General features: G+C 73.8%; 13 protein-coding genes. 6 read left to right on the top strand and 7 right to left on the bottom strand.

The features are described from left to right. Positions 1-103: 103 nt before the first annotated feature. From GSF22_RS13235 to GSF22_RS13220, 4 genes are all read right to left on the bottom strand, one after another. Positions 104-3,445, bottom strand: a complete 3,342-nt coding sequence (locus tag GSF22_RS13235) for a non-ribosomal peptide synthetase (RefSeq protein WP_208813851.1) — start codon at positions 3,443-3,445, stop codon at positions 104-106. A gap of 1 nt (position 3,446) precedes the next feature. Next, positions 3,447-8,936 (bottom strand): non-ribosomal peptide synthetase, encoded by a 5,490-nt coding sequence (locus tag GSF22_RS13230; protein ID WP_208813850.1) that lies wholly within the window; start codon positions 8,934-8,936, stop codon positions 3,447-3,449. Positions 8,937-8,970: 34 nt separating this feature from the next. Further along, positions 8,971-9,189 (bottom strand): MbtH family protein, encoded by a 219-nt coding sequence (locus GSF22_RS13225; RefSeq protein WP_208813849.1) that lies wholly within the window; start codon positions 9,187-9,189, stop codon positions 8,971-8,973. A gap of 66 nt (positions 9,190-9,255) precedes the next feature. Next, entirely contained in the window at positions 9,256-10,590 is a 1,335-nt protein-coding gene (locus GSF22_RS13220) for an MFS transporter (RefSeq protein WP_208813848.1), read from the bottom strand. A 99-nt stretch (positions 10,591-10,689) separates the two neighbouring features. On the opposite strand from GSF22_RS13220, the gene GSF22_RS13215 reads away from it, so the two are divergent. Further along, the gene (locus tag GSF22_RS13215) at positions 10,690-12,198 is read left to right on the top strand and encodes an aminopeptidase P family protein (protein WP_208813847.1); all 1,509 of its coding nucleotides are present in this window, start codon (positions 10,690-10,692) and stop codon (positions 12,196-12,198) included. A 101-nt stretch (positions 12,199-12,299) separates the two neighbouring features. Here GSF22_RS13215 and GSF22_RS13210 read toward each other — a convergent pair whose 3' ends face one another. Beyond that, positions 12,300-13,715, bottom strand: coding sequence for a hypothetical protein (locus tag GSF22_RS13210; protein ID WP_208813846.1), 1,416 nt, complete (start codon positions 13,713-13,715; stop codon positions 12,300-12,302). Next, positions 13,712-14,992 carry an MFS transporter gene (locus tag GSF22_RS13205; protein WP_208813845.1) on the bottom strand — a complete coding sequence of 427 codons (1,281 nt, stop codon included), beginning with the start codon at positions 14,990-14,992 and terminating at the stop codon, positions 13,712-13,714. The genes GSF22_RS13210 and GSF22_RS13205 overlap by 4 nt, the downstream gene beginning before the upstream one ends. Before the next feature lie 600 nt (positions 14,993-15,592). Here GSF22_RS13205 and GSF22_RS13200 point away from each other — a divergent pair. The 4 genes from GSF22_RS13200 to GSF22_RS13185 are packed head-to-tail and all read left to right on the top strand — an operon-like array spanning position 15,593 to position 19,465. Further along, a complete protein-coding gene (locus GSF22_RS13200) occupies positions 15,593-16,402 on the top strand; it encodes a cupin-like domain-containing protein (protein ID WP_208813844.1) in 810 nt (269 codons plus the stop codon). Then, entirely contained in the window at positions 16,399-17,640 is a 1,242-nt protein-coding gene (locus GSF22_RS13195; protein WP_208813843.1) for an 8-amino-7-oxononanoate synthase family protein, read from the top strand. Before GSF22_RS13200 ends, GSF22_RS13195 begins: the two co-directional genes overlap by 4 nt. Continuing rightward, on the top strand, positions 17,637-18,506 hold the full coding sequence (locus tag GSF22_RS13190) for an HpcH/HpaI aldolase/citrate lyase family protein (RefSeq protein ID WP_208813842.1): 870 nt from the start codon (positions 17,637-17,639) through the stop codon (positions 18,504-18,506). The genes GSF22_RS13195 and GSF22_RS13190 overlap by 4 nt, the downstream gene beginning before the upstream one ends. 29 nt (positions 18,507-18,535) lie before the next feature. Then, positions 18,536-19,465: an ornithine cyclodeaminase family protein gene (locus GSF22_RS13185; RefSeq protein ID WP_244367326.1), complete on the top strand. Its 930-nt coding sequence runs from the start codon at positions 18,536-18,538 to the stop codon at positions 19,463-19,465. Between the two features lie 61 nt (positions 19,466-19,526). On the opposite strand, the gene GSF22_RS13180 is transcribed toward GSF22_RS13185, so the two are convergent. Then, a complete protein-coding gene (locus tag GSF22_RS13180) occupies positions 19,527-20,018 on the bottom strand; it encodes a MaoC family dehydratase (RefSeq protein ID WP_208813840.1) in 492 nt (163 codons plus the stop codon). A 158-nt stretch (positions 20,019-20,176) separates the two neighbouring features. Between GSF22_RS13180 and GSF22_RS13175 the strand changes: the two genes are divergently transcribed. Further along, the gene (locus GSF22_RS13175; RefSeq protein ID WP_208813852.1) at positions 20,177-21,535 is read left to right on the top strand and encodes a hypothetical protein; all 1,359 of its coding nucleotides are present in this window, start codon (positions 20,177-20,179) and stop codon (positions 21,533-21,535) included. Positions 21,536-21,572 lie beyond the last annotated feature (37 nt).

Genomic DNA, 21,572 nt, shown 5'->3' with positions numbered 1-21,572 from the left:
ACCCCGACCCGCTGCTCCCAGCCCGCCACGGTGGCCGGCTCCCGGCCCTCCCGGAGCACCACGAGCAGTGCGGCCAGCCAGGCCGGAGCCGCCGGTGACCCGGTCACACCTCACCCGTCCCCACCCGACCGGCCGACCGGTCCATCCCGGCGAGCAGGTCGTCGACGTCGTCGTCGGTCAACATGTCGAAGTCGTCGGTGCCGGCCGTCCCGGTGCCCCGGGCCGCCCCGGCTCCGGTGCCGGCCACCGAAGCCGCCGCCGTCGCGCCGGTGCCCGTCGCGACCCCGGCAGCGGCCAGGGCGGCGGCGAGCCCGGCCATGGTCGGGTCGTCGAACAACGTCCGCACCGGCAGGTCGACCCCGTACGTCGACCAGATCCGGGCCATCAACTGGGTCGCCTTCACCGAGTGTCCACCCAGGGCGAAGAAGTTGTTCCGTACCCCGACCGGGCCGGGCAGGCCCAGCAGGTCGGCCACCAGCGCCACCAGCTCCCGCTCCAACGGGGTACGCGGCGCCACCGTCGCACCGTCCCCGTCGGCACCCCACCGGGGCTGCGGCAGGGCCCGCTCGTCCAGCTTGCCGCGCGACGTCCGGGGTACCTCGGCCAGCGCCACGAACGCCGACGGCACCATGTGGCCGGGCAGCACCCGGCTGACGTACTCGCGCAACCCGGCCGGCGGCCCGGCCGCACCGGACACCGGTACCACGTACCCGACCAGCCGGGCGCCGTCGTGGTCCGGCCCGGTCGACGTCACCACCACCGCGTCGCGTACCTCCGGATGGTCGCGCAGCACCGCCTCGACCTCACCGGTCTCCACCCGGAAACCGCGCACCTTCACCTGCCGGTCGGCCCGGCCGAGCGGTTCGATCCGCCCGTTCGGCAGCCACCGGCCCAGGTCACCGCTGCGGTAGAGCCGACCCCCGGGGGTGAACGGGTCGGGCAGGAACCGCTCGCCGGTCAGCCCGGGCGCGCCGGCGTAGCCCCGGCCGAGCCCCGCGCCGCCGAGACAGATCTCGCCGACCACGCCCGGCGGTACCGGCCGCAGCCACCGGTCGAGCAGGTAGACCCGGGTACCGGCGATGGCCGGACCGATGTCCAGCGGCCCCGGTCCCGGGGCGACCTCGGCGCCGGTGGAGTACACGGTCGTCTCGGTCGGGCCGTAGAGGTTCCACAGCTGCACGCCCGGGGCGAGCAGGGCGTCGGCGAGGGACCGGGGCAGCGCCTCCCCGCCGCTGAGCCGCAGCCGCACCCCGTCCGGTACCCCGCCGGCCGCGACCAGCATCCGCCAGGTGGTCGGCGTCGCCTGGAGCATCGTCGCCGCCGTGGTGGTGAGCAGCCGGCGCAGCCGGTTGCCGTCGATCACGTCGTCCTCCCCGGCGACCACCACCGGTGCCCCGCGCCACAGCGGCAGCAGCAGGTCGAGCAGGGCGATGTCGAACGCGAACGGGCTCACCGAGACGACCCGGTCGTCCGGTCCGAGCGGCACCAGCTCCCGGAACGCGTGCAGCAGGTGCGCGACCGCACCCTGGGTGACGGTGACCGCCTTCGGGCGGCCGGTCGAGCCGGAGGTGAACAGCACGTACGCCGCCGCCGACGGCGGCACCTCGCGGACCGGCGGCACCGCCACCGGGCCCGGGTCGGCCGTCCCGTGCACACCGGCCAGGTCGTCGGTACCGGCCAGGTCGAGGACGGTCGACGAGGCGTCCAGTTCGGCCCGCAGCGGTGCCGGGATCGCGGTCCGGTCGGTGACGACGACCCGCACCCCGGCATCGGCGAGCATGCCGCGCAGCCGCTGCGGCGGGTGGGTCGGGTCCAGGGGCAGGTACGCCGCCCCGAGCCGCCACACGCCGAGCAGCGCGGGCAGCACCCGGGCGCCCCGGGGCAGCACGATCCCCACGGTGTCCTGGACCCGTACGCCCGCATCGAGCAGCCCGGCGGCGATCCGGTCGGTGAGGGCGCGCAGCCGGGTACCGGTCAGGGCGCCGTCCGGGCCCTCGATCACCACCCGGTCCCCGGCGTCGATCCCGGACACCAGTGCGGTCGCGGTGCTGCCCGGCGGCGGACCGGACGGGGTGCCGGACGCCGGCCACACCCGGGTGACCAGGTCCCGGGTGGCCGGGGAGAGGATGTCCACCTCGGACACCCGGAGCTGCGGACCGGTCGCCAGCGCGGTCAGGACCGCCCCCAGGGCGTCGGCGAACCGTTCCGCACCGGCCGGGGTGAACAGGTCGGTCAGGTACCGCAGCCGCACGGTCAGTTCGTCCGGGCCGGCGACGGCCGCCAGTTCCAGTTCGAACTTGCCGGTGCCGTTGTGCACCAGCTCCGGCCGCCAGCGCAGATCCCCCCGGTCCAGCACCGGTAGCGCGTCGTCGACCGTGCACATCACCTGGAGCAGCGGTGACCGGGACGGGTGCCGTTCGGGCCGGCACAGTTCGACCACCCGCGCGAACGGCAGGTCCTGGTGGGCCTGGGCGCGGGCGGTGGTGGTGTGCAGCCGGTCGACGAGCTGCCCGAGCGTCGGGTCGTCGGTCAGCTCCGCCCGGATCGCGACGGTGTTGGCGAACAGGCCCAACATCCGCTCGGTCTCGGGCCGGGTACGCCCCGCCACGGGTACCCCGATCAGCAGCTCGTCGGTGCCGCTGAGCCGGGACAGCAGCGCGGCGTACGCCGCCAGCAGCACGGCGAACAGGGTGCTGCCCCGGCTGGCGGCCAGCTGGCGCAGGGCCCCGGCCAGCGTGGCGTCGACGGGTACCGCCACCTCGGCGGCGTCCGGACCGAGCCGGGCCGGGTAGGGGTGGTCGACCGGCAGGGCCACCTCCGGTGGCGCGCCGGCCAGCTCGGTCGGCCAGAACCGTTCGGCTTCCGCGTACCCGCCCGCGTCGGTGTGCTCCCGCTCCCACAGGGCGTAGTCGGCGTACTGGAGTTCCGGCTCCGCCGGGTCGACCGGGCGGCCGGCGCGCAGGGCGGCGTAGTCGGCGGCGAGTTCGTCGAAGAGCAGCCGGAACGACCAGCCGTCGGCGACGGCGTGGTGTGCCACCAGGGACAGCACGTGCCGGTCCGGGGCCAGCCGCAGCAGCCGGGCCCGCACCAGCGGGCCCCGGTCCAGCGGCAGGGGGATGCGGGCGTGTTCCCGGATCGCCGCGCGGGCCGCCGTCTCCCGCTCCGCCGCCGGCAGATGGGTCAGCGGGACGGCCACCAGGTCGTCGGGGCGGATGTCGTCGTCGATCACCTGGATCGGCAGGCCGCCGTTGGCCCGGAAGGTGGTGCGCAGCACCTCGTGCCGGGCCACCACCGCCGCCCACGCGCCGCCGAGCGCCACCGGGTCCAGCGGCCCGTCCAGCCACACCGCGAATCCGATGTGGTACGTGACCTGACCCGGATCGAGCTGGTCGAGCAGCCACATCCGCCGCTGCGCGGCCGACGCCGGAAACTCGAACACCGCCATGTCAGCTCCCCTGCCCGTCGACCGCGACGATCCGTAGTTCGGCGGTGTACCGGCCGTCCGGACCGGTCAGCCACGCCTGGTCCGGGGTCGGCAGCATCTCCACCACGCTGACCACCGCGCCGTCGCCGGAGTGCCGGCGGGCCCGCCGCACCGACCGGGCCACCAGGTCGATCGAGGCGAGACTGGTCAGATCGGCGTGCACCGGTTTGCGTTCCCCCGCGCAGCGCAGGAACACGTGCCGGGGCAGGCCGTGGGTGGCCGCCCAGGCCCGCGCCTGCCGGTACCGGCGGGCCTCGTCCGGGGTACCGGCGAAGTCGAGGTCGGCGGCGGTGAACGTCCACGACTCCCGGCTGACCACGAGCTGGTCGACGGTCACCCGGGGGTGGTGTGCCGCCGGGGGCAGGATGCGGAAGAGCTGGGACAGTCCGGCCCCGACGATGTCGCCCAGGACGTGCATCAGCGCCACGTCGAGCCGGCCGTCCCGGGACCGGACCCGCAGCCCGGTGGGGGAGTCGATCAGGTCGCAGCCGCCGATGGGCAGGCTCCGCCGCCGGTCGTGTCCGAACGAGTCGTGCGCGTACACCAGCCGGATGTCCTCGGGCCCGGTGAGCCCGTTGCTCTGCCGGGTCGGTACGCCGCCCTCCTGGCCGGTCTCGGCCGGGTAGACGGCCCCGCCGCCGACGTCCCGGGTCATCGCGGCGCGCAGTGCCGCCACCTCCGGGTGGTAGGCCACCCAGGTGGCGTAGCGCAGCGTGTTCACCCCCGGGTGCAGCTCACCGAGCACCCACTCGTCGCCGGCCCGCATCAGGTCGGGGCTGTGCTGCACGGCGGTCGGCCACCCGGGGCGCCCCGGCGGGAACGCGGTGGCCACTGCGGGCGCCAGGTCCGCCGCCGCGAGCCGGACCCGCCGCCGGCCCGGCGGCAGCGTCAGCACGTCGGCCCAGCGCCGGTGCAGCGCGGCGGTCAGCAACTCGGTCAGCTTGGCCGGCGGGTGGAACAGCGCCTCCCCGGCGAGCAGCCAGAAGTCGGCGAGCGGAACCACCTCGGTGCCCAGTTCGGCGGCCCGACGGCGGTAGATCCCGGTGAACAGCCGCTGGTAGAGCGTGGCGCCGGCGGCGGTGAACCAGCGGGCGCTGTCCAGCACCAGGCCGAGCGCGTCGCCGATGCCGGCCAGTTCCGCCTCGCCGATGTGGACCGTGCCGGCCCGCAGGCACTCCTCGTAGACCGGGGTACGCCCGGCGTACATCGTGCCGGCGCGGCGGCTGGCCGGGATGCCGGCCAGCCGGGTGAACGTCGACTCCAGTTCGGCCATCGCCCCGGTCAGCCGGTGCGGATCGCCGGCCGCCGCCGCGAGCGCGTCCCGGGCGGCGCAGAGTTCGTCGAGGGCGGCGAGCGCCGGCCCGCGTACGGCGGGGTCGGTGACCCGGTCCAGCCGGGCCCGCATGGTCCGCTCCGGTCGGGTGTCGTGCGGCGCCACCTCGGGCTGCCAGGCGATCCGGCCGGCCGTGGCCAGGTTCGCCAGTACCCGGTGCACCTCGCCGACCGACCGCAGCCCGGAGTCGGGGTCGGCCAGGACGGTCCCGGCGACCGTGTTCGCGTCGCGGACCCCGTCGCAGGCCCGCAGCACGGCCGCCTCGATGCTGCTCAGCGTCACCGGTGGGGCGAGCGGTACCCGCAGCGTCGCCCCGGCCAGGTCCACGAACGGCATCAGCCGGGGTACCAGCCAGGGGCGCAACCGGGCCGTGTGCGGTGCCAGCACCGCGGTGACCGCCCAGCCCTCCAGGTAGACGGTCCGTCCGGCGAGCAGCGCCGGAGGGGCAGCAGGGTCGATCCGGGTGCCGGTACCCGGCTCGAAACGCGCCCAACCGACCGGGCCGAAGAAGCCGATGGTGTCGTTCTTCGCGCAGTACCGCTGGAGGTAGCTGGTGACCAGCGCCTCGTGCTGGCGGTGTTTGGTGTTGCGGGTCGGTGCCCCGGTGCCGCGCCGCAGCAGCGCGTCGATCCCGGTGTGCAGGGCGTGCGGGTTCTGCCAGGCGACCGCCTCCCGGAACCGGGGGTCGGCCGCCACCGCGTGCAACGCGGTCGTGAGCCGGTGCACCGCCGCCGGGAAGCCGGCCGCGTACGCCGCCTCGGCGTCGGCGGTGCCGGCTGGGTCACCGGCGGCCTGCGCGGCGACCACCCGGTCGGCGATCGTGGCGATCTCCGGGTCGCCGAGCGCGGCGAGCAGGTCGACCGGGAACCCGGCGCCCCGCAGGCAGACCGTCCGCCACAGGGCCCAGCCCCGGCCCAGCCGGACCAGGTCCGCCGGCAGCTCGGGACCGGTCCGCAGCGCCACCCGGTCCCGCCGGCGCAGCGCCGGCCGGGTGTCGGTACGCCCGGCTGCGGCGGTGACCGCCGCCGCCGTCGCGGCCAGGGTCGGTGCCCGGTAGAAGTCGCCCACTCCCAGCTCCACGCCGAACGTCTCGCGTACCCGGAACATCAACCGGGTGACCAGCAGGGAGTTGCCGCCGAGGGCGAAGAAGCCGGTGTCCCGTCCCAGGTCGGCGGGGGCCCGGTCACCGGGCAGCAGCCGGCACCACAGCTCGGCCAGCCGGTACTCGGTCGGCGTGGCCGGTCCGGCGACGTCCGGTGCCCGGTCCGGGGCGGCGGGCGCCGGCAGGGCGGCCCGGTCGACCTTCCCGTTCCCGGTCAGCGGCAACCGGTCGAGGACGGTGAAGCCGGCCGGCACCAGGTAGGGCGGCAACCGGTCGGCGGCGAACTCCCGCAGCCCGTCCGGGGTCGGCCGGGCACCCGCGACCGGTACGACGTAGCCCAGCAGGTGGCGGTCCGGTCCGTCGCCCCGGACGCACACCACGGCGGTGGCCACCTCCGGGTGCGCCCGCAGGGCCGCCTCGACCTCACCCGGCTCGACCCGGAAGCCCCGGATCTTCACCTGGTCGTCGAGCCGGCCGAGGAACTCCAGCACCCCGTCGGCGCGCCAGCGGACCAGGTCCCCGGTGCGGTACAGCCGTCCACCCGGTACCGCCGGGTCGGGTACGAACGCCCGCGCGGTCGCCGCCGGGTTGCCGAGGTACCCCCGGGCCAGCCCGTCGCCGCCGGTGTACAACTCGCCCGCCACGCCGACCGGTACCGGCCGGCCGGCCCGGTCGAGCACGTGCGCGGTGGTGTGCGGCACGGGACGGCCGATCGGTACCCGGTCACCGGCCGGGCCGGTTCCGCCCAGCACCTGGCAGCTGGTCATCGTGGTGTTCTCGGTCGGCCCGTACGCGTTCACCACCGGCCGCCCGGCACGGGCGGACAGCACCGCCCGGACCGCCCCGGGATCGATCACGTCCCCGCCGGTGAGGAGCTGCCGGACGGACGCCAGCGCCGACACGTCCTCCTCGGCGAGCTGGTGGAACAACCCGGCGGTGAGGAACGCGACGGTGACCCGGCCGCTGCGCAGCAGCGCGGCCAGCGTGCCGAGGTCCACCGGGTCCGGTGGCGCGACCACCGCCGTGGCCCCGGTCAGCAGCGCACCCCAGATCTCCCAGGTGGAGGCGTCGAACGCGGTCGGGGCGAACTGGAGGACCCGCTCACCCGGGCCGAGGGTGGCGAAGTCCGGGCCGGCGACCAGCCGGATCACCCCCCGGTGGGTGATGGCGGCCCCCTTGGGTGCCCCGGTCGAGCCCGAGGTGTACATGACGTAGGCGAGCTGCAACGGATGGACCCGCGCCGGTGGCGGGCCGGCGGGCAGCGGATCTTTCGACGGCGGCTCCTCGACGTCGAGGACCTGGACCGTGCCCAGGTCGGGCCGGCCGGCGGCGGTCGCGGCGGTGGTCAGCAGCAGCCGGGCTCCGCTGTCGGCGAGCAGGGCGGCGATCCGGGCCGGCGGGGCCGCCGGATCCACCGGCAGGTACGCGCCACCGGCCTTGAGCACGGCCAGCAGGGTGCGGACCAGCGGTTCACCCCGGGGGAGCAGCACCCCGACGGGGGCCTCCGGGGTGACCCCGTACCCGCACAGGACCCGGGCCAGCCGGTCGCTGTCCCGGTCCAGTTCGGCGTAGCTGACCCGACGGTCGGCGACGAGCAGCGCGGTGGCGTCCGGGTCGGCGGCGACCCGGGCCGCGAACACCTCGGGAATGGACTGCTCGCGCGGGTACGGCCCACCGGTGGCGTTCCACCGGTCCCGCAGGGTGGCCTCCGGGGACGCGCCGAGGTCCAGCTCGGACAGGAGGGCGTCCGGCCGGTCCGCCAGCTCCCGCAGGGTGTACCGGAGCTGGGCGACGATCTGCCGGGCCGAGGCGTCCCGCAGGCGGGTGCCGTCCCAGACCGCCCCGAGGCGCAGTTCCGGCTCGTCGAAGGCGTGCAGGGTCAGCGGGTAGCCGGGCATCCGGTGCACCCGTACCGAGCGTCGGGCGGGTTCCGGGCCGAGCCCGGACAGCGCGGTGGACAGCCGCTGCCGTTCGACGACCAGCAGGCTGTCCAGCAACGGGGTGTCCGGGGCGAGGCCGTTGTGGTCGAGGATCGCGGTCAGCGGCGTGAGCTGGTGGTCGCGGACCTGCCGGATCCGGTCGGCCACCTCGGTGAGCAGGCGCCGGACCGTCCAGGCCGGATCGGTACGGATCCGCAGCGGCACCGTGTTGATCAGCAGGCCGACGATCCGGTCGGCGTCGGGCACGCTGCCGTACCGGCAGGACCGGGTGACCGCGAAGGTGACGTCGTCGACCCCGCCGTACGCGCCGCGCAGCAGCGCCCAGGCCGCGTGGACCAGGGTGGCGGTACCGACGCCGAGCGCGGCTGCGGCGGCCCGGACCCGGTCGGACTCCGGCCGGTCCAGGACGGTCTCGTACGCGGCCGGCGCGGGGCGGCCGGCGGTCGGGTCGGGACGTCCGGTGCGTGCGCCGAGGTGGCCGGGCAGGGGGCGGGGCAGTGGGACCCCGGCGAGGTACCCGGACCAGAACGTGGCACCGGCGGCCGGATCGACGGCGTCCCACCAGCGCACGAAGTCCACGAACGGGGGACGGTGCGGATGCTGCGGCTGCTGCCCGGCCCGGCGGGCCGTGTAGTCGGTGAGGACCTCGTCGAGCAGGAGCCGGGTGGAGCGGCCGTCGAGGAGCGCGTGGTGGAAGGTGACCACGACGTGCCGGTCCCGCAGCACGGTGACCCGGAGCAGTGGTGCCCGGCCGAGGTCGAAGGGCTCGCACCGGTCGGCGGGCAGGAAGTCGGCGAGCGGCGTGTCCCGCCACCGCAGGTCGGGTGCGGCGGCCGGCGCGACGACCTGCACGACGCCGTGCTCACCGTCGATTCCGAACGCGGTCCGCAGCACCGCGTGCCGGTCGGTGGCGGACCGCCAGGCCAGGGTGAACGCGGCGCGGTCCGGTGGTCCGTCCCAGGCGATGGTGACCTGCTGGACGTCCACCCCACCGGTCGGCTGCCGGAGGGTCGACAGGACCATCCCGTGCTGGACCGGGAGGGCCGGGTACCGCTGCTGCCCGTCGGTGCCGTCCATGCGCTCCCGTCCGGTGGGGCCCTGCCCGGGGGCGTCAGCTCGCAGCAGCGTGCTCGTCCATCCACCGCCGCAGGGACAACGGCCGCATGTCCGTCCACACCTCGTCGATCCGGGCGAGGCACTCGCTGCGGGTACCGGTGGTGCCCTCGCGTCGCCAACCGGCGGGCAGCTCCCGGTCGTCCCACCAGATCGAGTACTGCTCCTCGTCGTTCACGACCACGGCGTACGGCCGGGTGTCGTCGTCACCGGTCATGGCACCCCCTCTGCGGGGGGAAGGATTCCAGCCGGGCCGACACCCTGTCAAGGTATTGATCAAATCCTATGTGGAGGGGGTTGGTGCGGTGCTCCCGGGCACCGGCTCGGGGGCCGGACCGGGGGCGGCCCCGGCTGCCGGTCCGGTCGCCCCGGCTTGGGCCGGGGTGAGCCCGTCGATCCGGGGGGTCCGGGCGACCCAGGCGACCGCCGGTCCGGCGGCGACCGCGCAGCCGACGAAGAGCGCCGCCACGACCCACCAGCCCCAGCCGCCGGTGGAGATCGCCAGGAGGGTCAGCCCGACCGGGGCGAGCACGTCCGCCGCCGAGCTGATGGTCTGGGCCGCGCCGAGGTACACCCCGCGCGACGCGGCCGGTGGCACGTTGGTCTGAAAGAACCACAGCGCCGCCGAGAACCACAGCTCGGTGGCGGTGATCAGCAGGACGACCAGGAGCAGCGCGCCGACGGTCCACCAGCCGCCGGTCCACCCGGCGAGCGCGGCCACCGGGCAGGCGACCGCGGTGACCAGGGCACCCCGCCGGATCAGACGGGCCGCCCCCGGGAGCGAGTCGGCGCCGCGCGACGCCGGCACCTGCAACCCGATCACCAGTACGGTGTTCAGCGCCAGCATCACGCCGAGCAGCGGCTTCGGGGCGTCGGTGTGGGTGACCGCCCACAGCGGCACGATCTCGATCAGGATGACCGAGTGGAACATCATCACGGCGAGCAGCACGGCGACCGTGACGTACGGAGTGTCCTTCAGCACCGCCAGCCGTGACCCGGTCACCTCCCGGTCGTGCCGGACCACCGGCGCGGCCGGCAGCCGGGCCACGATGACGGCGTTGAGCAGCGACACCACCGCGTTGAGCAGCACCATGACCACGAGTGCGGTGGTGGAGTCGAACGCCAGCGCCACGGCACCGAGCCCGGTGCCGACGGTGAAACCGGCGTTCAGATAGGACCGCGCGTACGCCATCGTCCGTACCCGGTCCTCGGCCGGCATCGCGTCGGCGGTGTAGATGGTGCGGCCGGCGTTGGCGAACGAGTCGGTGGCGGCGGCCACCACCATCAGCACGACGAACCCGGCGAACGATCCGACCAGGGGATAGGCGGCGAACGTGAGCGCCCCGCCGAGTGCACCGACCACCCAGGACCGCTGCCCGCCGATCCGGTCGGCCAGCGCGCCGAGCGGCAGCGAGGAGAGCACGCCGGTGAGCCCGGCGACCGAGAAGCCGACCCCGATCTGCACCGGAGTGAGGCCGAGCACGTGGGTGAAGAACACGATGCTGCCGGTGAGGAAACTGCCGCTGCCGACGGCGACCATGGCGGACTGGTACGCGATCACCCGGGGCAGGCCGGGCGGTGGCAGCAGTCTGGCGGAGGTGGCGCGGATCCGGTCCATGGTGCCGGTCAGGCTACCCGGCGGCCCGGTCGACCAGCACCCGCCCGAGCGCCCCGGCGCGGGTTCCCACGATCCGGACAGCGTGGCAGGATATCCGCCATGACAAGCGACGAGCAGGTGAAAGCCAGCCACCGCAACACGCCGACGAGCGAAGAGTTCCGCGCCTTCATCGCCTCCGGCTGGGCTGACCGGGGTACGACACCTGTCCCGCGTGCCGAGGTCGCGGACCACGCGGCGCGTCGCCGGGCGGCCTTGTCACAGCAGTACCCGGGCGAGCGGCTGGTCGTCCCGGCCGGTGGCCTCAAGGTCCGCAGCAACGACACCGACTACCCCTTCCGGCCGCACACGGCCTTCGCCTACCTGACCGGCCTCGGTGCGGACAGCGAGCCGGACAGCGTCCTGGTGCTGGATCCGGCGCCCGACGGCGGGCACGAGGCGGTGCTGTTCTTCCGCCCGCTCGCCCCCCGCGACAGCGAGGAGTTCTTCGCCGACTCCCGGTTCGGCGAGTTCTGGGTCGGGCCGCGGCCCTCCATCGAGGACCTGGAGTCCCGGCTGGGCATCAGCGCCCGCCACATCGACGCGATGCCGGACGTGCTGGCCAAGAACGCCGGCCCGACCCCGATCCGGGTCGTCCGCGCTGCCGACGGGGGCCTCGCCGAGCTGGTCGACCGGATCCGGGCCCAGGCCGACCCGGCCGCGTCGGTGCCCGACCAGCACGAGGCGGACGAGGCGCTGGCCCGCCACCTGTCCGGGATGCGCATCGTCAAGGACGAGTGGGAGATCGGCGAGATGCGCCGGGCGATCGCCGCCACCCACCAGGGCTTCGAGGCGATCATCGCCGGGTTGCCCGAGGCGGTCCGCAAGGGACGCGGCGAGCGGTGGGTGGAGGGTCTCTTCGGCCTGTACGCCCGGCACGAGGGCAACGGCGTCGGGTACGAGTCGATCTGCGCCTCCGGGGACCACGCCAACACCATCCACTGGACGAAGAACACCGGGCCGGTCCGCGCAGGGGACCTCATCCTGGTCGACGCCGGGGTCGAGGTCGACTCCCTGTACACCGCCGACATCACCCGGACCCTCCCGGTGACCGGCCGGTTCAGCGCGCCGCAGCGGAAGATCTACGAGGCGGTGCTGGAGGCGCAGCAGGCCGGCATGGCGGCGGTCAAGCCGGGCAACAGGTTCAGCGACATCCACGCCGCCGCCAACCGGGTCATCGCCGCCCGGCTGCACGAGTGGGGGCTGCTGCCCGACGGGGTGACCCTCGACCAGACCCTCGACCCGGAGAACGGCGGTTGGCACCGGCGGTGGATGGTCCACGGCACCTCCCACCACCTCGGCATGGACGTGCACGACTGCCAGATGCTGCTGCGCCAGGACTACATGGACGGCGAGCTGCGGCCCGGCATGATCCTGACCGTCGAGCCGGCGCTGTACTTCAAGGCCGACGACCTGCTGGCGCCGGCGGAGTTCCGGGGGATCGGCGTCCGGATCGAGGACAACGTGCTGGTCACCGAGGACGGTTACGAGAACCTGTCGTCGGCGATGCCGCGTACCCCCGACGACGTGGAGGCCTGGATCGCCCGGGTGCAGTCCGGCCGGGCCGCCTGAGCGGTACCCGTGGACCGGCGGGCAGGCGGCGTCACGCGCCGGCACCTGCCCGCCGGCAACGACTGTCGCCGGCCCGCCGTCCCAGTCGCCGGTGACCGCCGTCAGTCGTCGTGGAAGGCACAGCCGACCAGCGCGCCGTCGCCCAGGCTGACCACACCGACCGTCGGCTCGGTGCTGCCGCGCAGGAAACAACCGGCGTACCCGTCCGCGCCGACCACGGCGTGGTCACCCAGGTAGATCCCCCAGTTGAGGTAGTGGTCGCGGACGCCGCCGGTGCCGTCGGGGAAGGGTTCCGCCGCCGGCCGGACGCGGTGCTGGAGCACGAACGGGCCGTCCACCGCCGCGCCGACCCGGGCCTCCCACTCGGCCCCGGTCACCTGCCAGCCGGCGACGATCCCGCTGCCCCCGTGCAGCAGCGTCGGTTTCAGGACCAGCTCGTCCTGCCGGGACCGGGCGTACCGGAGCACGTCGACCCCGGTGCCGCCGGGGTCGGTGACCCGGGGTCGGACGTAGCGGGTCCACGGCAGGATCCGGTCGACGCAGGCCCGCTCGTCGGCGTCGAACAGGTCCCGTAACCGGTCGTCGGAGAGCATGGCCAGGGCGCCCTTGTTGCCGTAGACCTCGGCGTCCAGGCGACTGAACAGGCCGACCCGTCCCTGCTCCACCGCGACCAGCAGCGGCTCCAGTTGGGCCGCCGACGCCGGGTCGGCCAGGTCCTCGGCCAGGAAGTACCGGAAGACGACGTCGACGGCCCGGCCCGCGACGGTCGGTCGACCGTTCGGGAAGCTGAGCTGACCGGGATGACAGGCGATGCCCTCGACCCCGTGGTCGGCCAGCTTCGCGGCGAGTACCGCCAGCCGGGGCCCCACGACCGCGAAGTTCTCCACGGTGTCCAGGACGGCCACGACCGGTGGCCGGTCGGCGGGGATCGTCGCCGCGCACTCGGCGTACATGGTGCGCACCATGCCCGCCACGGTGTCGGTGTACCGGAGCCGGTGCCGGTCCACGAAGTCCCGCAGCGGCGGGTACGCCAGCATCGCCCGGTTGACGTCGGCGTTCTCGAAACCACCGAGCGCGCTGGTGATGTTGAATTCGAGCAGCCTGAACCCGCTGCCGTCGTGGTACAGATCGGCCCGGCCCAGCGGTACGAGGGACCCGGTGCGGGCGCTGCGGGTGATCAACGCGGTCTGACGGGGTGTCATGCCGACCGCGTCGGCCAGCGCGGCGAGGCTGCCGCCGAACGCCCGCTCCGGCAGGGTACGCAGCAGGTCGTGGATGGTACGCAGGTCCCGCGCCACGGCCCGGCGCTCGGTACCGCTGAGGAAGGCCGGCCCGTCGAGGAACCGGCCCCGGTAGGCGAGGGTGAGTGTGGCGGAGTCCCGGGCGGCGGCCGTCGGGTGCCCGGCCGGTGTGGTCGCGGCCGTCGGGTGCCCGGCCGGTGTGCTCCAGGAAGCCTGCTCGGCGTACGCCCGGCCCAACGGTGACCGGGGTGGTGGTGTCGGGTGGACGACGGTCAACGGATCTCCTCGGCGTCGCGGTGCTCCTCGGCGTCGCGCTGCTGCGGTGCGCCCCCGGGTCCGTGCACGTCGTGGTCCGGGTGGGCGGCCCGGGTGATCCACTGCCGACGGGCGCCGTACAGCAGTCCCACCGCCATGACCGCCATGACGGCTGCGCCGACGCCGAACACGGTGGGGGTGCCCGCCTCGGCGGCGACGATGCCGCCGGCCGCCGCCCCGACGGGCAGGCCGCCCCAGGCGATGAGCCGGTAGACGCTGTTGGCCCGGCCGAGCAGGTGCCGGGGCACCAGGGTCTGCCGGAGCACCACCACCACGACGTTCCAGGTCACCGTCCCGCACGCGAAGATCGCCAGCGCGCTGCCGGCGGCGTACGCCGAGGGCACCAGGGCCAGGACCGCCTCGCTGGTGCCGATCAGTGTGGCGGTGGCGACCAGGGCCCCCTCCCGGCCGAGCCGGGCCGTCAGCGCCGGGGCGATCCGGGACGCCAGGACGGCGCCCACCGCCTGGCAGGAGAGCATCACGCCGTACCCGAACGCACTCAGGTGCAGCACCCTCTCGCTGTGTACCACCAGCACGGCGAGCATCGCGCTCCCGGCGATGTTGATCACGCAGGAGAGCAGGGCGAGGCTGCGCAGCAGGTGGTGCCGCCAGAGCCACCGCGCGCCGGCCAGCATCTCCGGGAGCACGCCACCGGTGTCCGGTCGGGGCGTGACCGGCCGACTGCGCCGGATCCGGCTGACGAGCAGGGCGGAACACAGGAAGGTGGCCGCGTCCACCCCGAACGGCAGCGCGACCGCCACGCTGAACAGCAGCGCGCCGACCAGCGGGCCGAGGAAACCGCTGCCCGCCTCCTGGGCGGCCATGACCCGGGCGTTGGCGGTGGCGAGCCCGGCCTCGGGGGTGATGAACGGGACGAGCACCTGGGCGGCGTTGCGGGCGAAGACCTCGCCGAGGCCGAGCAGGAACATGCAGACGTAGAGCAGGGGGAGCCCACCCCAGCCGCCGAGGATGCCGAGGGTGAGCACCGCCAGCAGGACGGCCCGGGCGACGTCCACCCGGACCATCGCCCGCCGGATGTCCACCCGGTCGACCAGCAGGCCGGCGGGGATACCGAACAGCACGAACGGCGCGGTGAAGGCGACCGAGACCCCGCCGATCAGCCGCGGATCGTCGGTCAGTTGCGCGGCCAGCAGCGGCGCGGCGGCGATGGTGACCCCGTCACCGACGGAGGACACCGCGGCGGCCGACCAGAGTCGGGAGAAGTCGCGGCCTAGCATCCGGTGCCGTCTCGGCGGCACAGTCGACGATCCATTCCGTCCCCTTTCGGTACCGCCCCGGTCACCGTCGACGGCCGACCGGTCCGCCGCCGCCTGGAAAGGTCCGTACGGCCCGCGTGCGCGAGTGCCGAGGATAGTCGAAATTGTGTCGTCGGCGTACCCGTTCCAGTCCCGTCCGGCGGGGCTCGGGCCTGTCGTGAGAGTGACGTAACACGCCGGTCCGAATACCCATGACATCTGGTACCTTCAATGGAGCGCGGCCGTCGGGGGTTGGTCGGAGCGGCAACATCGCATCGGTGTGCATCTTGTCGACGGGGGCGCTTTCGATTACCGCGCGAGACTTCTGACGTCAGGTCGCAGGTCCGGAAGACGCTGGACGGTGCGTGGTCACGCGGCGGGTGGATCCTCCCGAACCGTTCCTGGTCGTGGCCATCGGCTGCGATCTTCCCGCGCTCCGTCGCCGTCCTGGGGTCCGCCGGCGCGGGCGGGTGACGGAACGGCCGGACACGACACCTGCTGCTCGCAGTGAGGAAAGGCGATATGGGAATTTCGGACCAGACAACCGGAGTGGACGGTTCTGCGGGGGTACCGGTTTCCCGCATGTCGTTCGAGGAATTCACGGCCGTCGGCCCGGGTGGGCTGTTCCGTGCCGACGTACCCGTGGTGATTACCCTTCCCCACAACGTTCAGGGCCTCGGCCGGGAGGGTATAGCCGCCCGCCTGCGGAACATGACGGTCACCCTGTTCACCGAACCAGGTGACAAGAACCATCCCGGACGTTGGCAGACCCGCGACATTCGACTGCACGAGTTTCTCGACGACGACCGGTATCTGACCAATCCGGACACCTGGCATCGCATCGTGTCGAACATCCGCAACAGTCCGGCCGACGTCGACGCCGTCGTCGGGTTCGACGCGGAGCGGTTCTTCGGCTACGGCCGGAGCCTGTACGCGGCCAACCTGTGGATCAGCCACCGGGGGGTCTTCACGAAGAACCACTTCGACGAGTTCGAGAACTTCAACATCGCCCTGGAGGGGCGTAAGCGGTTCGTCATCGCCCCGCCGGGCTTCGGGGAGTACTACCCCAGGTCGGTGCTGCGCGGGCTCGGTGACAAGTCCGAGGTCTTCGACCTCGACAACGTCGACCGGCAGCGCTACCCGAGGGTGGTGCCCCGGCTCGCGCAGCGCCGCGACCTGATCCTCGAACCGGGCCAGATGCTCTACCTGCCGCTGGGCTGGTGGCACCAGGCCGAGTCACTGGACGAGCTGAACATCAACGTCAACTTCTGGCTGACGTCGCGGAAGATCCTCCGTCGACCGCACGTACTCGGCGTGGCGCTGTGCACGTACGCGCACCGCAAACTCACCCGCGTCTACAGCTACAAGCCCACCGAGGTGACCGCCCGATGAGCGAGCGCAGGACCATCACGCCCACCCACCGGTACCGCAACAACGACAAACTCATCGGGATCGGCAACACCTTCTGGAACCTGTCCGAGGAGCACGGGGTCGCCGGCATCGTCGGTGACCTGCACGACGGCGTGTTCCGGATGGCCGACGGGCACGAGTTCGTCAACTTCACGGTCTGTTCCTACCTCGACCTGGACACCCACCCCCGGGTCATCGACGGCGCGGTCGCCGCCCTGCGCCGGTTCGGCGTACTGGACCACTGCATCCCGCGTACCCGCGTCCAGACGACGGTGCTGCTGGAGCTGGAGGAGTCGCTGGGCGAGCTGTTCGGCGCGACGGTGGTCAGCGCGATCTCCACGGCGGCGGCCAGTACCGGCCTGCTGCCGCTGATGGCCTCCGGGCACCTCGGCAACGGCACCCGACCGCTGATGGTCTTCGACAAGAACGCCCACGTGTCGATGGCCAACGCCAAACCGTCCTGCGCCGACGAGACCGAGGTGGTCACCTGCCGCCACCACGACCTCGACTTCCTCGCCGACATGTGCCGCCGCTACGAACGGGTCTGCTACGTGGTGGACGGCTCGGACAGCCTGGGCGGCTACGCGCCCGTCGAGGAACTCGCCGAGTTGCAGGACCGGTACGACCTGCTCGTCTTCTACGACGACTCGCACTCGCTGTCGGCATACGGCGAGCGGGGCATCGGCTACGTGCGGACGCACTCGCCCGTCCTGGACGAGCGGACCATCACCGTGGCGACCCTCAGCAAGGGTTTCGGCGCCGGTGGCACGGCGATCCTGCTCGACGGGTACCCGCAGCAGACCCGCCGGATCATCGAACGCTTCGCGGGTCCGCTGGGCTACTCGCAGAAGATGAACGCCGCGGCGGTGGGTGCCGCGATGGCCTCGGCGGAGATCCACCGCACCGACGAGCTGGTGGAGTTGCAGGGGCGGCTGCGGTCCAACATCGCCCTCTTCGACTCGCTGCTGGCGACGGAGCAGTCCGGCAGCACGTACCCGATCCGGGTGGTGCCGATGACCGACGAGACGGTCGTCGAGGCGGCGCAGCGGGTCTTCGCGGCCGGGTTCTACGTCTCCCCGGTGTTCTTCCCGATCGTGGCCCGGGGCACGGCCGGGCTGCGGGTGATGCTGCGCGCCGGGCAGACCGGAGAGCAGATCCGCCGGTTGGCCTCGGTACTCGTGGAGGCGGGGGCGCAGCCGGCCGGCCCGGTGGCCCGATGACCGGCGCCGCCCGGGCGGTCCCGCGCAGCATCCTCTACACCCCGGCGCTCTCCCTGGACCGGGTCGTCAAGGCATGGTCGTACGACGCCGACGTCCACCTGATCGACCTGGAGGACGCGGTACCCCCGGCGGAGAAGGCGGCGGCGCGGACCGTCTGCCGCGCCGCGTTGGAGAAGGCGCCCCGGCCGGCGAACGTCGCCGTCCGGATCAACGAGCTGGGCAGCGTCGCGGCGGTACACGACCTGGTGATGCTCACCGAGGCCCCGGTACGCCCCGGGATCGTGATGATGACGATGGTGACCTCGGCGGACGAGGTGACCCTGCTACGCCGGATCCTGGCCTCGGCGGGCGCCCGACCGGAGGTCTACGTGACCGTGGAGACCGTCGAGGCGGTCACCCACATCGACGCGGTCGCCCGGTCGGCGGACGGCCTGGTCCTCGGCTCGGCCGACCTCGCCGCCACGCTCGGAGTGGAGATCACCTGGGAGGCGATGCTCGCGGCCCGGCAGGCGATGACGTTGGCCTGCGCGCGGTACGGCACCGCCTGCATCGACACCGCCAACTTCCGGCTCGCCGAGCCCGCCGTCCTGGCCGAGGAGACCGCCCGGGTCCGGGCCCTCGGTTTCCACGGCAAGGCGACGGTGCACCCCGGCGAACTCGACGTGATCAACCGTGCCCTGCGGCCCCACCCGGACGACCTGCGGCTGGCCCGGCGGGTCGCGGAGACCGTACGGGCGGCCAACGGCGGGATCGCGGTGCTGGACGGCAACATGGTCGGCCCGCCGTTCGCCCGGATGGCCCGGGACACGGTGGCCCGGGAGGACGCCTGGGCCGCCCGGTTCGGCCCGGACGGCGGTGCCCGGTGAGCGGGCCGGTGCTGGTCGGCGCGGCGGAGATGGCCGGTACCCGACCGATGCTGCGGGTGATCGACGTACTCGGCGAGATGTTCGCCGACCTGGTCGCCGGGCGGACCCGGTCCCCGGCGCGGACCGTCATCGAGCACGGCGACCAGCGGGTCCTGCTGGTCAGCCCGGCGGTGTGGGAACAGCGCGGGGTGGGCAGTGTCAAGATCACCACGCTGACCCCGGACAACCCGGGGCGTGGGCTGCCGCTGATCCACGGGATCGTCGCGCTCACCGACCTGGCCACCGGGCGGATCACCGCCCTGCTCGACGGCGCCGAGCTGACCGCCGTCCGCACCGGCGCGGTCGCCGCCCTGGCGACCCGGTGGTGCACCGCCGAGGACGCCGACGACCTCGCCGTCGTCGGCGCCGGGGTGCAGGCCCGGTCCCTGGTCCGGGCGATCACGGCGGTGCGGCCGATCCGCACCGTCCGGGTCCACTCGCGTACCCGGGCCAGCGCCGAGAGGTTCGCCGACTGGATCCGGGACACCGCACCCCACCGGGTCGACGCGACCGTCTGTGCCACCGCCCGGGAGGCCGTCGCCGACGCGCCGATCGTCTGTACGGCGACCTCGACCGGTGCCGACACTCCCGTGCTGGCCGCCGGTTGGGTGGCCCCCGGGGCGCACGTCAACGTCATCGGTGGTACCCACCCAGACGCCGTCGAACTGGACCCGGCCGTCCTGGCGGACGCCACGGTCATCGTGGAGGACCGGACGGCGGCGCGGGAGGGCGCGGGGGAGGTGCGGGCGGCCCTGACCGCCGGGTTGATCGGCGTGGACGACCTGCACGAACTGGGCACGCTGGTGACCGGGGGGCTCCGCCCCGCCGGCCGGACCACGGTCCTGCGGACCGTCGGCATGGCCATCGAGGACACCGCCGCCGCCCTGGCGCTGCACGGGGCGGCGGGCGCCCCGGCCTGACCCGGCACCGCGCGGGGCGGCGACCCGGTGCGCAGCCCTGCCCGGCTCAGCCCTGCCCGGCTCAGTCCTGCTCGCGGCAGCGGACCAGGAAGGACCGCTCGAAGACGATCACCGTCTCCCCGGTGGACTTCGTACCGGTCGTCTCCACCGTGACGATGCCCTGCCCGGGCCGCGACCGGCTCGGCCGCTTGTGCAGGATCCGGCTGGTCGCGTACAACGTGTCCCCGACGAACACCGGTTCCCGCAGGCGGACCCGGTCCCAGCCGAGGTTGGCCACCGCCCGCGCCGACAACGCCTGCACGGTCATCCCGCCGACCAGGCAGAGGGTGATCCCGCTGTTGACCAGCATCCGGCCGTACTCGCTGCCCCCGCCGTAGTGCTCGTCGAAGTGCAGCGGGTTCTGGTTCATCGTGAGCAGGGTCAACCAGGTGTTGTCGGTCTCGGAGATGGTGCGCCCCGGCCAGTGCCGGATCACCATGCCGGGCTCGAAGTCCTCGTAGTCCCCGCCGTGCTCCTCCTGGTACTCGTTACCCTGGATGTGACGCAGTGTCATCGGCGGGTGCTCCTGTGCTCGTGCCGGGCCTGTCGGCACGGTACCCGTAGACATGGATGTTAGTCTATGGATCTCAGTGTCCTGAGTGCTCCGACCGGGGCTTCCTGCCCAGGGGTCGGCCCGACCTGCAACGTCCCGGGAGAGTGCGTCGGATGGTCATGGTCGAGGCTGCCGGCAGCGTCGTGGGAGCCGGACACCCGTGGTTCGGCACCCCCCGGCTGACCCCGGCCGCCCCGGTGGAGCTGATCCGTGCGCTGCTCCGGCACGAGCTGCGCGACACCGGCTGGCCGTACCAGCGGATCCTTCCCGCGACGCCGATGACGATCCCGCGCGCCTCCTACGCCGAGGTCTTCCGGGTCTCCGCCGCGCTGCTCGACCTGCTGCGCCGGACCGCCCTGGAGACCGCGCCCAGCACGGCCGGCAGGCTCGCGGCGTACCGGATGCCGGCCAGTGAGAACCAGCTGTTCGTCCGGGACCCGTTCGTGGAGGAGCGGTACGCCGACTGTGTGGTGCGGCCGGATCTGGTCATCGGGCCGGACGGGCCCCGTTTCCTGGAGTTCAACGTCAGCGGCGCGCTCGGCGGCGTGCTGGAGACCCACAGCCGGCTCGCGGTGTGGCGCCGGCTGCACGCCGACGAGGTGGGCCGGCTGCCCTTCAGCTCCCCGGACCCGTTCGCCGTACGCGCGCAGCTGTTCCGGTCGCTCTGTGCCGAGCTGGCCGTGGCGCCCCGGGTGGCCATCGTCGGCAGCGCCCGGGTCGAAGGCGTGACCCGCCGGTACTTCGAGATCGAAACGGACTTCCACAACAGTCACGGGCTGACCACGCGGTTCTTCGAACCGGAGGAGCTGGCCGACGCCTGGGACTGTGCCCCGCACCTGCGCTACCCGGTCGGGCTGCGCAACTTCACCATCCCGGACTGGCACGACGCCGGTCTGGACACCACGCCGGTCCAGTGCGCGCTGGACAACGGCTGCCTGCTCGTCGGTACCCAGACCGCGACGTTCCTGCACAGCAAGCTGACCCTGGGGCTGCTCTCCGCAGGCCGACCCTGGATGACGTCGGCCGAGCGGGCGCTGGTCGACCGGTACGTCCCGTGGACCCGGGTGCTCACCGACGGGCGGACCGACCGGGCGGGCCGTACCGTCGAGCTGGTCCCCTTCGTCGTGGCCCACCGGGACCTGCTGGTCCTCAAGGCGGGGCTGGGGGAGAGCGGCAAGCAGGTGGTCATCGGCCGGGAGGTCGACCAGGCGACCTGGGTGGCGGCCGTCGACGCGGCCCTCGCCGACGGCACCAGCGTGGTGCAGGACCTCGTCGTGCCGCGGACCTGCCGGGTCGCGTTGATCGCCGACGGTGCCGACCGGGCCCACGAGGTCGACGTCGCCCCGGTGCTGGGACCGCTGCTGTTCGGTGGTCGCCCGGCGGGACTGTTCTGTCGCTTCTACGGTGACGGCTCGGCCGGGATCGTCAGCGTCCGGGCGGGCAGCAGCAGTTCCGACAACGTCGTGGTGGCGGTCTGAGGAGGCGTCGCCCCGACCCGGGGTACCGGTTCGGGGC

Source organism: Micromonospora echinofusca, assembly GCF_017614955.1.
Taxonomy (GTDB): Bacteria; Actinomycetota; Actinomycetes; order Mycobacteriales; family Micromonosporaceae; genus Micromonospora; species Micromonospora echinofusca_A.
The sequence above is the reverse complement of the archived record's forward strand: the minus strand, read 5'-3'. Positions and strand labels throughout refer to the sequence as shown.

Bases quoted from the DNA above. Each gene is read 5' to 3' on its own strand.
- GSF22_RS13175 (WP_208813852.1), top strand. From the start codon at position 20,177: ATGGTCGAGGCTGCCGGCAGCGTCGTGGGAGCCGGACACCCGTGGTTC.
- GSF22_RS13220 (WP_208813848.1), bottom strand. From the start codon at position 10,590: ATGGACCGGATCCGCGCCACCTCCGCCAGACTGCTGCCACCGCCCGGC.
- GSF22_RS13185 (WP_244367326.1), top strand. From the start codon at position 18,536: ATGGCCGGTACCCGACCGATGCTGCGGGTGATCGACGTACTCGGCGAG.
- GSF22_RS13195 (WP_208813843.1), top strand. From the start codon at position 16,399: ATGAGCGAGCGCAGGACCATCACGCCCACCCACCGGTACCGCAACAAC.
- GSF22_RS13200 (WP_208813844.1), top strand. From the start codon at position 15,593: ATGTCGTTCGAGGAATTCACGGCCGTCGGCCCGGGTGGGCTGTTCCGT.
- GSF22_RS13230 (WP_208813850.1), bottom strand. From the start codon at position 8,936: ATGGACGGCACCGACGGGCAGCAGCGGTACCCGGCCCTCCCGGTCCAG.
- GSF22_RS13205 (WP_208813845.1), bottom strand. From the start codon at position 14,992: ATGCTAGGCCGCGACTTCTCCCGACTCTGGTCGGCCGCCGCGGTGTCC.
- GSF22_RS13215 (WP_208813847.1), top strand. From the start codon at position 10,690: ATGACAAGCGACGAGCAGGTGAAAGCCAGCCACCGCAACACGCCGACG.
- GSF22_RS13190 (WP_208813842.1), top strand. From the start codon at position 17,637: ATGACCGGCGCCGCCCGGGCGGTCCCGCGCAGCATCCTCTACACCCCG.
- GSF22_RS13225 (WP_208813849.1), bottom strand. From the start codon at position 9,189: ATGACCGGTGACGACGACACCCGGCCGTACGCCGTGGTCGTGAACGAC.
- GSF22_RS13235 (WP_208813851.1), bottom strand. From the start codon at position 3,445: ATGGCGGTGTTCGAGTTTCCGGCGTCGGCCGCGCAGCGGCGGATGTGG.
- GSF22_RS13180 (WP_208813840.1), bottom strand. From the start codon at position 20,018: ATGACACTGCGTCACATCCAGGGTAACGAGTACCAGGAGGAGCACGGC.